Genomic DNA, 13,157 nt, shown 5'->3' with positions numbered 1-13,157 from the left:
AGCATGAAAAACTGTTCTATCCTAAAACGCTTGGGCTTGGTTTTCTTTTTTACTTTAGTGACACAACTTCAAGCCCAAGACATGAAACTACCTTATCATGAAATTCCCGATTATCCCGAAACCTACACGGCCGGTAATGTTGCGGCCCGCATGATCGATGGGCTGGGATATCGCTATTATTGGGCATCGGAAGGACTGACCCAAAACGATTTGGAGTACAAACCTTCGGAAGAAGGAAGGAGCAGCTTGGAAACCTTGCGGCACATTTATGGTTTGACCATCAATATTGTTAATGCTACCACAGCCACGCCCAACACCCGAATGGATTTATCGGCTTTCTCGTATGAGGAGCTTCGCCAAAAGACCTTGGAAAATCTTAAAACAACAAGTGATAATCTGCTGGGGGAAAGTTCCCAAAATCTTGAGGAGTTCAACATTATTTTTCAAAGGGGTGACCAGCAGACGGTGCTTCCTTTTTGGAACCTGATCAATGGCATGATCTCGGATGCTATTTATCACACCGGGCAGATTGTTTTAATGCGCAGGACGAGTGGAAATCCGCAAAACCCCAACGTAAATGTGCTGTTGGGAAAGACAAGGGAATAACCCTTTTACTTGTCCACTGCTACTTTGTAGGTTGGATCTTCCAACACATTTACTTCAATAATGTCATCGGCGTTGGCCAATAGTCGCCTACAGTCCCGGCTCAAATGCTTCAAGTGCACTTTTTTGCCCACTTTGCGATAGCGTTCGGTGATTTTGTTCACGGCTTCAATGGCCGACATGTCCACCAGTCGGCTTTCAGCGAAATCGATCACTACCTCATCCGGGTCATTGATGACGTCAAATTTTTCTGAAAAGAGTGTGGTACTCCCAAAAAAGAGGGGGCCGTAGATTTCATAATGTTTTGTCCCATCCTCATCAATGTGTTTTCTAGCCCGAATACGTTTGGCATTGTCCCAAGCAAAAACCAAAGCTGAAATAATAACCCCCACCAAAACGGCCAAGGCCAAATTGTGGAGAAAAACGGTTACCAAGGTCACCAGTACCATCACCAAAACATCAGATTTTGGCATACGCCTAAAGGTTCGCAAGCTGGCCCATTCAAAGGTGCCCAGTGCCACCATGATCATCAGACCTGTAAGTGCGGCCATGGGTACTTTTTCAATCAGGCCGGAGCCAAACATGATAAATACCAAGAGCATTAAAGCAGCTACAATGCCTGAAAGACGTGCCCTTGCACCATTGGAGGTGTTGATCAAACTCTGTCCGATCATGGCGCAACCCCCCATTCCAGAGAATAGTCCAGAGAGAATATTGGCCGTACCCTGGGCCACAGCTTCTTTATTGCCCCTACCTCGTGTTTCGGTAATTTCATCAATGATGTTCAGGGTCAAAAGGCTTTCAATCAAACCAACACCCGCCATAATTGCGGCGAAGGGAAATATGATCTGCAAGGTTTCCAACGTAAAAGGAAGATCAGGAATATGAAAAGGAGGAAATGTACCTTGGATGGAAGCGATATCCCCAATGGTTCGTGTGTCCAATCCAAAGAAAAACACAATGCCAAATACCAACAGAATAGCGGCCAAAGACGCGGGAACCACCTTGGTCAATTTAGGAAGCCCCCAAATAACCACCATGGTCAACAGTACCAATCCCAAGAAAATATATAGTGTGCTTCCGCCCAACCATTCGCCATCCACCGTTTGGAACTGACTCATCTGCGACATAAAAATTATCACCGCCAACCCGTTCACAAAGCCAAATATAACGGGATGGGGCACCAAACGCATCAATTTTCCAAGGCGAAGTAGTCCAGCTGCCATTTGCAGAAGTCCCGCCAAAATTACGGTGGCGAAAACATATTCCACCCCATATTGCTGGGCCAGGCTCACAATGACCACAGCCACGGCACCGGTTGCTCCAGAGATCATTCCAGGTCTACCACCCAAAATTGAAGTGACCAAACCCATGACAAATGCGGCGTACAATCCGGTTAAAGGGGACAAACCTGCAATAAAGGCAAAGGCAATGGCCTCTGGCACCAGGGCAAGCGCAACGGTTAAGCCCGATAAAATTTCTGTGCGATAGTTTACCTTTTGGGAAAAATCAAAAAGGTTGAGGTATTTTTTCATGGCTTCTTTCTTGAAGCGGGCAAAAATAACATTATTAAATGCAAGACCCTAATTGGCTGGAAGTTTTTAAGGATTTGATAATCTACCAGTTGGTCAACCCCAATAACTTTTCGCCAAGCGGACTTAATTTGGCGGTTTCGTATTTGGTTTGCTCCCATTTTCTGGGGTCTCCTGGGAACGCATAGCCTTCGGGGGCAATTCTGTTTTTCCACGAGTTGATTCGCCATGTACGCAGTTCTTCATTGTCTTCTTCAGCGGGCATCATGGAAATGTATTGTGCAATCCGCACCTTATTCCCTGATTTGTTGGGACGAATGCCATGGGGTTGGGTACTGTTGAAAATCAGGAGGTCACCGGATTCCAGTTTCACTTTTACGATTTTGTCCTCCAACCCTGTTACATCGGGCTGAAAATGGTCCCGGTCCTCTGGCTGGCTCCGCTTCCAAGTATCATAATTTCGATACAGCCACGGAATGCATTGGAAACCGCCCATGTTTTCATCGGTTTGGTCGGCCAGTGCCAACACCCCCTGCACATTTTGAGGTTTGGTCTCGGGGTCGTAATCCCAATGGATAAATCCCTTTTTGTTCTCCCCCGGGCGTTGGGGCATATTCAAATTGGCACGATCTATGGTCACCCAAAGTTTTTCAGTGCCCCAAATATCCACAAAGGCATCGTACACTTTTTTTGTTTGTCTGTTGTTCCACAAATGCTGGTGGTTGTATACCTCCACCATTCCGGTTCCCGTTAGCTCTTTCATTTTCATTTCCGCCCGCGGGGGAGCGTACCAGGTGTCGGGGTCGTTCGGGTCTTTTTCATCAAACTCCCATAAAAAATCGGCCGTAGCCTTGGCCTGTTCCTTTGGAACCGCATTTTTTATCACAATGTATCCGTTCTCGATCCAAAATGCCCAATCCTCTTCGGACAACACCCGCAACGGTTCTCCATTGGATCGATCATTGAGTTTCTTTTTACTACTGGTCGCCGTGGATGGATTTCCCGGTATTGCTTCGTGGGCCTTGTTGGCCATTTCTATTTTTTGTTGCATGATGTATTTCTGTTTTCTTGGTTGAACAATGGATACCCCAAAACTATGTGGGTAATTTTCGGGTTTCCACCCTAGTGTTGACCAATGTTTGAACTATATTGATTTTTATTGGCTATTTTTAAAAATAATTAAGCAATACAATGAAAATTCAATTGGAAAACATACAACCGAACGACAAGAGTTCTTTTCATTTATTGCACAACCCCAAATTGAACGACCTCTTTTTTTGGCATTTCCATCCCGAGTTTGAACTGGTGTATATTGAGGGTGCCAATGGCAAACGGCACGTTGGGCGGCACACCTCCAATTTTAAGGGCAGCGATCTAGTTCTGATTGGCTCCAACATTCCCCATTTGAATTTTGATCACGGTATAAAAACAGCATATCACAAAGAGGTTTTGCACATAAGTGCTTCTTTTAAGGAAAAGGTTTTTAGTGAAATTGAGGAACTGGAAGATGTATATGGGCTGTTGGAAAAATCGCAACACGGAATCGCTTTTTATGGGGAAACCAAGAAAATTGTTGGCAGCATCATGAAGCAGTTGCAAGCCATGGGAAGGTTTGAGCAGTTCCTTAAAATTTTACGACTCCTCAAAGTTTTGGCCAAAAGTGATGAATTTACCCTACTGCACACCAATCCCATTATCAACAACAAGGCCGAAAAACAGCAAGAACGATTGCAAAAGGTATATTCCTATATTGATGAGAATTATTCCAAAAAAATAGTCTTGGACGACATTGCCGCATCGGTCAACTTGGGCAAAGAGGCTTTTTGCAGGTATTTCAAAAAAAATACGGGGAGCACATTCACCAATTTCTTAAATCAATATCGGATAACCCAAGCCAAACGGTTGTTGCTGACGGGCAGGAACATAGGCGAAACCTGCTACGAATGTGGTTTTGAAAGTTTATCTTATTTTAATCGGACTTTTAAAAAGATAAGTGGAGAGAATCCTTCGGATTACAAAAAAAGAAACGCCCCAAGCTGAAGTGCCCGGGGCGATTCTTAACTAAATAACCAACCAAAAAACTTGTTTGTATAGTCGCAGACTATATTATTTCCTTACATTTTTATTTGTCGGACAACGTTCATGACAGGATTTTTGGTTTTTACCCTTTTCTTGCCTGTCTCATTGCCCAATTTCAAGTACTGCTGAAACTCTCTTCCAGTGAACTCATAAATAGTTCCGCTAAACATATGGTACAGCTCAACGGTACTGTCATTAATAACGTATATCTCAAAATAATCATTGCCCAAGTAGTCATAATCGAGTGTTAAAGTTTTTGGAATTATGGGCCACATTTGGACCAAGCACCACTACAAAATCTATAACTTTTTGATAATCAGTAATTAACAAAGGAGTGATATATTTTTTAGCTTTGCTGACTAAATTAGGTGCATGGAAAACAAACTGAGGTTTGGCGTTTTTGGAGGAGGAAGCTGGGGAACGGCCCTGGTTAAAATGTTGTCGGAGAACATGGATACCGTTGGATGGTACATGCGAAACGAATCTGCCATCCGGCACATCATGAAGGAAGGGCACAATCCCAATTATTTAAGTTCGGTGGAGTTTGATGTGGAAAAACTGGTTTTGAACCATGATATCAATAAAATGATAGATGCCTCGGATGTATTGATTTTTGCCATTCCCTCTGCTTTTTTAGATGGGGAACTAAAGGTCCTGAACACTTCTTTGGATGACAAAATCGTTTTTTCAGCCATCAAAGGGATTGTTCCGGAAAGCGGGCTTATTGTTGGGGAACACTTTCATAAAAATTATAATTTGCCCTTTAAAAACATCGGGGTCATTACAGGTCCATGCCATGCAGAGGAAGTCGCTTTGGAACGACTATCCTATCTTACCATTGCCTGTGCCGATGCGGACAATGCCAAGTTGGTGGCCCAAGCCTTGAAAAGTGATTACATCCGCACCAAAATTTCGGATGATATCATTGGCACCGAATATGCCGCCATGCTGAAGAACATTTATGCCATTGCCGCCGGAATTGCCCACGGCCTTGGGTACGGCGACAACTTTCAAAGCGTGTTGATGAGCAATTCAATCCGTGAAATGAAACGTTTTATTGATCGGGTCTACAAAATGAAACGCAACATCAACGCATCTGCCTATTTGGGGGACTTGTTGGTGACGGGCTATTCCACTTTCAGTAGAAACCGCTTGTTCGGGAATATGATCGGCAAGGGCTATACCGTTAAAAGTGCCATGATGGAAATGAATATGGTCGCCGAAGGCTATTACGCCACGAAAAGTGCCCATGATCTAATGGACAAATTGCAAAAAAAGTCCAAAACGCCCATCATCAACGCGGTGTACCAAGTACTTTACAAAAACAAGAACCCGAAAAAGGTGTTTGAGAAGCTGACGGAGAAGTTGGATTAACCCCGCTCCAACGAAAAATCGGAATGCTCTTTTAGTTGAGCGCCCAATTCCTTGGAAAAGGCATCCATTTCTTCAGATGAATAGTTATAAGCTTTCTGGAATTCTTCCAAAATAGGAGATGTATAGCTTCGGACACTGTCTATATCAAAATAAAGGCGTCCCGTGCGTCTTATAAAGAAATCCAACGGATTCAGTGCCATCTCATGGGCAATGGCAAATTGTGCCTCTGCCCGGATCATCCGTTCATGCACATCAGAACCGGCAATTGAAGAATAATGCTCTAAAATGGTCTCGGTCTGTTTGCCATAGGTGGTCACCAAATACCATGCATCATATTCCGTGAAACCACTGTCCTTGATACGATCAAATAGTTGGGCAATGTATTTTTTTACGTGTTTGAACTTTATAAAATCGCTTCCGCATAACCGTATCTTGTCCGTGGTACAAGGCTCCAATTCCACATTGTGGTCCTCTTCCATGTTCCGAGCTATTCGGTTTACGGCCCGCTCCGCCATTTTCCGGTAGCCTGTCAACTTCCCCCCGGCAATACTTACCAATCCCGTTTCGGAAGTGAAGATTTCATCCTTACGTGAAAGTTCTGAAGCCGATTTCCCCTCTTCATGAATCAACGGGCGCAATCCTGCCCAAGAGGAAATGATGTCGTCCAACTCCAAATTAATGTCCGGGAACATATTGTTCACGGCTGATATCAAATAAATGGCATCTGCAATATCGGTGGTCACATGATCCTTGTCCAGATTAAAGTTGGTATCCGTAGTGCCAACATAGGTTACCTTTCCCCTTGGAATGGCAAACATCATCCTGCCATCAGGGATATCAAAATAGACCGATTGTTGGACGGGAAGTTTTTCCTTCGGAAACACCAAGTGAACGCCCTTGGTCAAATGCAAGCGTTTTCCCCTTTTGGAATGGTTAATGGAACGAAGTTCATCCACCCACGGCCCTGCCGCATTGATCACATATTTTGAGGAAACACTACATTCATCCCCAAAAACTTCATCATAAAATTTTACCCCTGCCACACTTTCATTATCATACACAAAATCGGTGACCCTGGCATAATTGAAGGCCTGCGCACCAAATTGGAGGCTGGTTTTGAGGTTCTCCAAAGTGAGTCGGGCGTCATCGGTGCGGTATTCGGCATAATAGCCCGCCCCGTTCAATATTTTTTTGGGCAAAAGAGGCTCCAGTTTAAGGGCTTCTTTTTTCTCCAGCATCTGCCGTTTATCATCCCCAGAAACTTGGGCCAGAATATCGTAGACCTTTAGGCCGATGGATGTCAGCCATTTTCCGTAGGAACCGCCCTCTATCAATGGCAGCAACATTTTTTCTGGAATGACCAGATGGGGTGCAAGTTTATGCACAATGGCCCTTTCGGAGCCCACTTCCTTCACCAGCCAAAAATCGAATTGCTTTAAGTAGCGAAGCCCACCATGGATCAATTTAGTGGATTTACTACTGGTGCCCGAAGCGAAATCTCCCTTTTCCAGCAACAAAACCTTGAGACCACGCGATGATGCGTCCAGAGCAATCCCCGCCCCAGTGATCCCTCCCCCAATGACCACAAGGTCAAAAGTCTCTTTTGAGACTTTTCTGAGGTTTTCCTTTCGGTTTAGGTTTGAAAACGGAATGTCTCCACTCATACTATTTTATTTGGTGAATTCATACTCGCGTTCCACCTTGCAAATCCGGACCTTGTACCAGGAATACCATTCTTTGATGCCCTTTTTCTGCGCCTCTCTGTGATCCATATTGGCCTTCCAGTGGGCAATGGCCTCCAAACTTTCCCAATAGCTTATGGTTACGCCCAACCCATCCCTGGCACTTTCAAAATCCAAAAATCCGGGCTGTTGCCGGGCCAATTGTTCCATTTCCTCGGCCATTTGGCCGTAACCATTGTCACCCTCGGTGCGGGTGTTGGTGAAAATGACTGCGTAGTAGGGTTTTTGTAGCTCCATATTTAAACGATATATTCCTTTTCCAAAAAATAATTGACCACGGCTTCCTTCATCAAAACCGACTGTTCGCCTGCCTTCAATGGTGGTAATTGCTCCTTTATTTTGTAGTGGGGCCAACCCTCTTCATCAAAAAAATCAAAATCATAGTACCCATATGGCTCCAACAGCCTACAAATGGCGATGTGCATCAGATTGATTTTCTCGTCTTTTTTGAAGCTGCGGTGAAAATGCCCCAGTTCCTGCACCCCGACCAAATAAATGATCCCATCCATTTCCAAGGGGTCACCATCGGAAAACTGTGCTGACAATTTTTCCACCAAAAGCTCCCACCGTTCCTTTAATTTTTCGTCCCTTGCCATGTTCTTGATAAGAATTCCAAAGGTACAAATCAATATTCTATATTTGTTAAAACCCGTTTATGAGCTTTTTGGATATTGTTTTGGGAATTCTATTGGTCTGGGGCCTTTACAAGGGCCTTAAAAATGGGCTTTTCGTAGAAATTGCCTCCTTGGCGGCCCTGATTGCTGGGATTTATGGTGCCATCCATTTTTCTTATATCACCGGGGATTATCTTTCAGAACGATTGAACTGGAGTGATCAATATATTAAGTTGACAGCATTTCTGATCACTTTTTTTGGCATCATCCTGATTGTAAATTTTGCTGGTAAATTTTTAACGAAGATTGCCGATTTTGCGATGCTGGGGCTTTTGAACAAGATTGCAGGTGGTATTTTTGGCGCTCTTAAGGTTGCCATCATTTTGGGTGCCATGCTCATTTTTTTTGAACGACTTGCCACTCCTCTAAATCTCATCAACGAGGAAACCAAAAAGGAATCGGTCTTCTATGAACCCCTAAAGGAAATTGGGGCCTTTGTTTTTGCCCTTGTGCTTGAAGAAGAGGCAGAACCAGAAACCAAGCCAAGCACGAACTTCGAAGTAATATAAAGTGTGCATTTTTCCCGATGAACGTGCACCGTCTTCACAAAAAAAGACATAGAGTATTCCATTGCTGCATTTCAACGTAAGAATTTGCCTTCCATGGACATTTTGTGGTAAAGGAAAAGCCTTCACCTACATTGGTCCACAGAACACTTAGGGAGCTTAGAACACTCCCGGAAAACACCCCGAAAAATGAAAAGATTATATGGCACACTAATGGCCGTAGGCCTGGCATTGGTGGTGAGTATGTGCAGCACCTCATCCATCCAAGAAGAAGAACAAGAGTACACCGAAGCCCAGTTGGGCAATGAAAAAGTGACAATTGACCCCGTTGCAATGGAGCAAGAACTTTTGGATTTGGTGAACGACCATAGATCTTCCATTGGGGAAAACGTACTTCAAAATAGCCCCTCTTCCTATAAATATGCAGAAGAGCACAACCAATACATGATTTCGCACAACAAATTAAGCCATGATAATTTTAACGACAGAGCCACCAAAATAGCGGCAGAGACCAACGCAGTAAGTGTTTCGGAAAACGTGGCCCGCTATTACACCTCATCGGAAATAATCTTGGAAGCCTGGCTCAACAGTTCTTCTCACAAAGAGGCTATGGAAGGAGATTTTACCCATACCACCCTTAGCGTGCAGCTGGACAAAGATGGTAGGCCGTATTACACACAAATATTCCTGAAAGTGGAATAACTGACCAAATTCATTTGTTTATAAAAGTAATAAAGCCCTATGATCATAGGGCTTTCTTTTTGGCCAACCCTATGTTTCCACAAAGGATTTTTTTACCTTTCGTAAAATATTCGATTATGGCGATACAGGCTCCTTTTAACCTGAATAAATGGATCGAGGAAAATCGGGAAACCCTAAAACCTCCTGTTGGAAATAGAAATTTATACAAAGAGGCCGATGATTACATTGTTATGATCGTTGCCGGGCCCAACGCCCGAAAAGACTATCACTACAATGAAACGGAAGAGCTATTTTACCAATTGGAAGGGAATATTGAGGTCCACATTCAAGAAGATGGACAAAAAAGGACCATGAAATTGGGCCCCGGTGATATGTACCTCCATCCGGCAAGAGTCCCCCATTCCCCTGCGCGCCAAGAAGGTTCCATTGGTCTTGTGGTGGAACGCAAACGCGCGGACATGAAAGTGGATGACGGATTGTTGTGGTTTTGTGATAACTGCAATCACAAGCTTTATGAGGTCTATTTTACCCTTAATGATATTGAAAAGGATTTTTTGGGCCACTTTAAACATTTTTATGGCTCCGAAGAATTACGTACCTGTGACAATTGTGGAACGGTAATGCCCGTGGATGAACGATTTGTAGCCAAAGAAGAATAATGCTTGTCCTTGCCAAAATAATTGTAGCCGTTGTGGCCTTGCTCCATCTCTATTTTCTATGGTTGGAGATGTTCGCATGGACCACAAGGGCCAAAAAAGTGTTTCGGCAATTTCCTGAACATTTGTTTGAACCCACCAAAACCCTTGCCGCCAACCAAGGACTGTACAATGGTTTTTTGGCAGCGGGACTCATTTGGTCTCTCATCATTCAAGATGCTATGTGGCAAGTATATGTGGCACTTTTCTTTTTAGGATGTGTGGCTGTGGCCGGTATTTATGGCGGGGTTACGGCTTCAAGAAAAATATTTACTGTGCAGGCACTTCCAGCGCTTATTGGGATTGTACTGCTCCTACTTCACCTTTTCCGATAAAACAGCATTATTCCATCAGGATAATTTGTAATTTTGAAAAAATATAACAATTCACGAATAAAAAGTTATAAATGTCAGAAACTGCTATTGATTTTGGAATGGATAAAGCCCTTCAACAACTTGGGCTCAAAGAGATAAATAATGGAACATCCACAGGAAAAGATTGGTTTTCCAACGGAGAGATCATCGAATCCTATTCACCTGTTGATGGCTCCCTCATTGGTAAAGTAAAATCCACTACAAGAGAGGATTACGAAAAAGTCATCACCACTGCACAAAAAGGATTTAAAAGCTGGAGAACAATGCCAGCCCCGCAACGCGGCGAGATTGTTCGCAAGTTTAATGATGAACTCCGCCGTTTAAAGGAGCCTTTGGGCAAATTGGTGTCCTATGAAATGGGAAAAAGCTATCAAGAAGGTTTGGGCGAAGTACAGGAAATGATAGACATCTGTGATTTTGCCGTAGGCTTATCCCGTCAATTGCACGGGCTTACCATGCACAGCGAACGTCCGGGTCACCGCATGTACGAGCAATACCATCCCCTTGGGGTTGTGGGCATCATTTCCGCCTTTAACTTCCCCGTGGCCGTTTGGTCTTGGAACACCGCCCTAGCCTGGGTCTGTGGCGATGCTTGTATTTGGAAAGGTTCGGAAAAAACCCCTATGACCTCTGTTGCCTGTCAAAACATTGCAGCTCGCGTTTTCTCTGAAAATGGTGTTCCCGAAGGAATTTCTTGTTTGATTACCGGAGATTATACCGTAGGTGAATTTATGACCAAGGATGAGCGTATCCCATTAATTTCAGCTACGGGGTCTACCCGTATGGGAAAAATTGTGGCCAAAACCGTAGGTGAACGTCTTGGAAAATCGTTACTGGAACTTGGTGGAAACAATGCCATCATTGTGACTCCCGACGCCAATATTAAAAATACCGTTATCGGAGCCGTTTTTGGAGCCGTGGGCACTTGTGGGCAGCGTTGCACTTCAACACGTAGGCTGATTGTTCACGAAGACGTCTATGACAAGGTAAAAAATGCGCTTGTTAATGCCTATCAGCAAATACGTATTGGGAATCCGCTGGATGAAAACAACCATGTGGGGCCACTAATTGACAAGGATGCCGTAAAGAACTATTTGAGCGCCTTGGAAAAGGTTAAGGCCGAAGGCGGGAACATTTTGGTTGAAGGCGGCGTACTGGAAGGTGAGGGCTATGAAAGTGGTTGTTATGTAAAACCGGCCATCGCCGAGGCTGAAAACCATTTTGAAATTGTTCAGCACGAAACATTTGGTCCCGTTTTGTACATTTTAAAGTATAGCGGCGACCTACAAAATGCTTTAGATATGCAAAATGGTGTTAGGCAAGGGCTTTCATCGGCCATAATGACCAACAATTTACGGGAAGCGGAACGTTTCCTTTCCGTGGAAGGTTCGGATTGTGGTATTGCCAATGTAAATATCGGAACCTCTGGAGCAGAAATTGGGGGAGCCTTTGGTGGAGAAAAAGAAACCGGTGGAGGTCGTGAAAGTGGTTCAGATGCCTGGAAAATCTATATGCGAAGACAGACCAATACTATAAATTATACAACGGAACTACCTCTCGCACAAGGCATAAAATTTGATCTATAGCGAATTTTAAATATAAAAAGCCCGGGGAACCGGGCTTTTTTTAGAGCTTTTTGGTTGATTTAATTATTGGGAGCAATTCTTTTTACCAGTTCATAGACTATGCTGTATTCAAATCCTCCCTCTGGCATGATCTCTCCCATTTTGGATTGGGAAACAACTTCCTGAAAATCTGGGTCCATACCCTCTGGATTGTACCTAAGATAGTTCATAACATCAGAAATCTTGTCAAAACCATCCCAAGTAAGAGCAGAGAATCTTGCTTGACTTCCACCGGGGTACACAACCGACATTAATCCCCAAGATGTCATGCCCATTTTCCCCGCCTTAATGTTTTTTTCAAACATTGGTTTCCAAAGTTTTTTGTTTTCTTCAATAAAGTTACCTCTACTCTTTGGCATCGCATAGTTTACTATAGCATACTTATAATCGCCGGGTACCATGTCTTCAATTTGAAGCCAATAGTCGAAAGTAATCTTGGCAAACGAATTGGTTTCCACCATATCTGGCGAAACTCCCATTGTCTTTACATTTTCGCTGGTCCAAACATCGGCGGGGTTAGCTTTTTCGAAACTTTCATACGTGTTTACAAAAACATAGTTTGGAGCCCCTTCTTCGGTTACCCCAACTTTTCTCCAAAGCGACCAAGTTGCCATCTTACCTTGGTCAACAGCAGCTTGAGCTACTTTAGCCCAATATTTGGTTTCTTTTTCTACAAATTCTGCCTCTCTGTCTTCTGGAACAGCCCTGTACTGAAAATAAGCTACTTGTCCAAATGAACAGATTGCAAGTGTTAATGCGATAGTTGTTAATAGTGTTCTTTTCATCCTTATGGATTTTTGTTTGTTCCCCTATAAGGTACAGAAAATCAGTGCTGTTTAACACTTTCTTAACACATTATTAACTTTTTGTTAAATATATATTCAACCGTATTAAATGCAAGCCGCCCATCTAGGATGAACACTGGATGGGCGATCTTTAAAAAACCAACTTAACTAACTCAAAATTAAATTTAATCAAACCCTATTCCAATGCCGTAACTTTGTCGGGAGAAATAGGGTTTCTTACCTAATATTTACTGCAAACTTCACCATATTTCCGTAAGTTTTTAAGAGCTATCTTATCAGTGGTCATAAAAAGTGTATAGTTGGTATTTTTTGATTGATTTTCTGATTTTATTTTTTTTCATTTTCAAGAAATCGCTCCCAAACTCCTCAGATTCTTAAAGTTAAATTCGGAATTTTAAGATTTTTTTAATACTTTGATATATAATTTCCCAAATCTTCCAAGCCC

14 protein-coding genes are annotated in these 13,157 nt (G+C 43.3%); 8 read left to right on the top strand and 6 right to left on the bottom strand.

The features are described from left to right. Positions 1 to 3 precede the first annotated feature (3 nt). Entirely contained in the window at positions 4 to 606 is a 603-nt protein-coding gene (locus A7D14_RS12160; protein WP_083158087.1) for a DinB family protein, read from the top strand. 5 nt (positions 607 to 611) lie between these two features. Here A7D14_RS12160 and A7D14_RS12155 read toward each other — a convergent pair whose 3' ends face one another. Together A7D14_RS12155 and A7D14_RS12150 are read right to left on the bottom strand one after the other, a co-directional pair. Continuing rightward, complete coding sequence (locus A7D14_RS12155; RefSeq protein ID WP_067034838.1) at positions 612 to 2,138, bottom strand: SulP family inorganic anion transporter; 1,527 nt, start codon at positions 2,136 to 2,138, stop codon at positions 612 to 614. A gap of 82 nt (positions 2,139 to 2,220) precedes the next feature. Next, the gene (locus A7D14_RS12150) at positions 2,221 to 3,186 is read right to left on the bottom strand and encodes a phytanoyl-CoA dioxygenase family protein (RefSeq protein ID WP_067034836.1); all 966 of its coding nucleotides are present in this window, start codon (positions 3,184 to 3,186) and stop codon (positions 2,221 to 2,223) included. Between the two features lie 140 nt (positions 3,187 to 3,326). Between A7D14_RS12150 and A7D14_RS12145 the strand changes: the two genes are divergently transcribed. Further along, complete coding sequence (locus A7D14_RS12145; protein ID WP_067034833.1) at positions 3,327 to 4,175, top strand: AraC family transcriptional regulator; 849 nt, start codon at positions 3,327 to 3,329, stop codon at positions 4,173 to 4,175. A 411-nt stretch (positions 4,176 to 4,586) separates the two neighbouring features. Further along, positions 4,587 to 5,588 (top strand): NAD(P)H-dependent glycerol-3-phosphate dehydrogenase, encoded by a 1,002-nt coding sequence (locus tag A7D14_RS12135; RefSeq protein ID WP_067034827.1) that lies wholly within the window; start codon positions 4,587 to 4,589, stop codon positions 5,586 to 5,588. On the opposite strand, the gene A7D14_RS12130 is transcribed toward A7D14_RS12135, so the two are convergent. Genes A7D14_RS12130 through A7D14_RS12120 form a run of 3 tightly spaced genes read right to left on the bottom strand, consistent with a single transcriptional unit; the run spans position 5,585 to position 7,926 of the window. Then, positions 5,585 to 7,252, bottom strand: a complete 1,668-nt coding sequence (locus A7D14_RS12130) for a glycerol-3-phosphate dehydrogenase/oxidase (RefSeq protein WP_067034824.1) — start codon at positions 7,250 to 7,252, stop codon at positions 5,585 to 5,587. The genes A7D14_RS12135 and A7D14_RS12130 overlap by 4 nt on opposite strands. Positions 7,253 to 7,258: 6 nt before the next feature. Further along, positions 7,259 to 7,567, bottom strand: coding sequence for an antibiotic biosynthesis monooxygenase family protein (locus A7D14_RS12125; RefSeq protein WP_067034821.1), 309 nt, complete (start codon positions 7,565 to 7,567; stop codon positions 7,259 to 7,261). Positions 7,568 to 7,569: 2 nt separating this feature from the next. Continuing rightward, a complete protein-coding gene (locus tag A7D14_RS12120) occupies positions 7,570 to 7,926 on the bottom strand; it encodes a hypothetical protein (RefSeq protein WP_067034818.1) in 357 nt (118 codons plus the stop codon). Between the two features lie 59 nt (positions 7,927 to 7,985). Between A7D14_RS12120 and A7D14_RS12115 the strand changes: the two genes are divergently transcribed. The 5 genes from A7D14_RS12115 (at position 7,986) to A7D14_RS12095 (ending at position 11,867) form a co-directional block, all read left to right on the top strand. Continuing rightward, complete coding sequence (locus A7D14_RS12115; RefSeq protein ID WP_067034815.1) at positions 7,986 to 8,513, top strand: CvpA family protein; 528 nt, start codon at positions 7,986 to 7,988, stop codon at positions 8,511 to 8,513. A 186-nt stretch (positions 8,514 to 8,699) separates the two neighbouring features. Then, positions 8,700 to 9,212 carry a CAP domain-containing protein gene (locus tag A7D14_RS12110; RefSeq protein WP_067034812.1) on the top strand — a complete coding sequence of 171 codons (513 nt, stop codon included), beginning with the start codon at positions 8,700 to 8,702 and terminating at the stop codon, positions 9,210 to 9,212. Positions 9,213 to 9,328: 116 nt separating this feature from the next. Then, on the top strand, positions 9,329 to 9,871 hold the full coding sequence (locus A7D14_RS12105; protein ID WP_067034979.1) for a 3-hydroxyanthranilate 3,4-dioxygenase: 543 nt from the start codon (positions 9,329 to 9,331) through the stop codon (positions 9,869 to 9,871). Then, positions 9,871 to 10,242, top strand: coding sequence for a DUF1304 domain-containing protein (locus A7D14_RS12100; protein WP_067034809.1), 372 nt, complete (start codon positions 9,871 to 9,873; stop codon positions 10,240 to 10,242). Before A7D14_RS12105 ends, A7D14_RS12100 begins: the two co-directional genes overlap by 1 nt. Before the next feature lie 71 nt (positions 10,243 to 10,313). Beyond that, positions 10,314 to 11,867, top strand: a complete 1,554-nt coding sequence (locus A7D14_RS12095) for an aldehyde dehydrogenase family protein (RefSeq protein ID WP_067034806.1) — start codon at positions 10,314 to 10,316, stop codon at positions 11,865 to 11,867. A 59-nt stretch (positions 11,868 to 11,926) separates the two neighbouring features. Here the strand turns inward: A7D14_RS12095 and A7D14_RS12090 are convergent, their stop codons facing one another. Beyond that, a complete protein-coding gene (locus A7D14_RS12090) occupies positions 11,927 to 12,691 on the bottom strand; it encodes a hypothetical protein (protein ID WP_067034803.1) in 765 nt (254 codons plus the stop codon). Between the last annotated feature and the right edge of the window lie 466 nt (positions 12,692 to 13,157).

The sequence above is a fragment of the Allomuricauda sp. CP2A genome (assembly GCF_001683915.1).
Taxonomy (GTDB): Bacteria; Bacteroidota; Bacteroidia; order Flavobacteriales; family Flavobacteriaceae; genus Flagellimonas.
Note: the sequence above shows the minus strand (reverse complement) of the source record. Positions and strands in the feature narration are given on the sequence as shown.

Bases quoted from the DNA above. Each gene is read 5' to 3' on its own strand.
- A7D14_RS12110 (WP_067034812.1), top strand. From the start codon at position 8,700: ATGAAAAGATTATATGGCACACTAATGGCCGTAGGCCTGGCATTGGTG.
- A7D14_RS12090 (WP_067034803.1), bottom strand. From the start codon at position 12,691: ATGAAAAGAACACTATTAACAACTATCGCATTAACACTTGCAATCTGT.
- A7D14_RS12095 (WP_067034806.1), top strand. From the start codon at position 10,314: ATGTCAGAAACTGCTATTGATTTTGGAATGGATAAAGCCCTTCAACAA.
- A7D14_RS12145 (WP_067034833.1), top strand. From the start codon at position 3,327: ATGAAAATTCAATTGGAAAACATACAACCGAACGACAAGAGTTCTTTT.
- A7D14_RS12160 (WP_083158087.1), top strand. From the start codon at position 4: ATGAAAAACTGTTCTATCCTAAAACGCTTGGGCTTGGTTTTCTTTTTT.
- A7D14_RS12100 (WP_067034809.1), top strand. From the start codon at position 9,871: ATGCTTGTCCTTGCCAAAATAATTGTAGCCGTTGTGGCCTTGCTCCAT.
- A7D14_RS12115 (WP_067034815.1), top strand. From the start codon at position 7,986: ATGAGCTTTTTGGATATTGTTTTGGGAATTCTATTGGTCTGGGGCCTT.
- A7D14_RS12105 (WP_067034979.1), top strand. From the start codon at position 9,329: ATGGCGATACAGGCTCCTTTTAACCTGAATAAATGGATCGAGGAAAAT.
- A7D14_RS12150 (WP_067034836.1), bottom strand. From the start codon at position 3,186: ATGCAACAAAAAATAGAAATGGCCAACAAGGCCCACGAAGCAATACCG.
- A7D14_RS12125 (WP_067034821.1), bottom strand. From the start codon at position 7,567: ATGGAGCTACAAAAACCCTACTACGCAGTCATTTTCACCAACACCCGC.
- A7D14_RS12120 (WP_067034818.1), bottom strand. From the start codon at position 7,926: ATGGCAAGGGACGAAAAATTAAAGGAACGGTGGGAGCTTTTGGTGGAA.
- A7D14_RS12135 (WP_067034827.1), top strand. From the start codon at position 4,587: ATGGAAAACAAACTGAGGTTTGGCGTTTTTGGAGGAGGAAGCTGGGGA.
- A7D14_RS12130 (WP_067034824.1), bottom strand. From the start codon at position 7,252: ATGAGTGGAGACATTCCGTTTTCAAACCTAAACCGAAAGGAAAACCTC.
- A7D14_RS12155 (WP_067034838.1), bottom strand. From the start codon at position 2,138: ATGAAAAAATACCTCAACCTTTTTGATTTTTCCCAAAAGGTAAACTAT.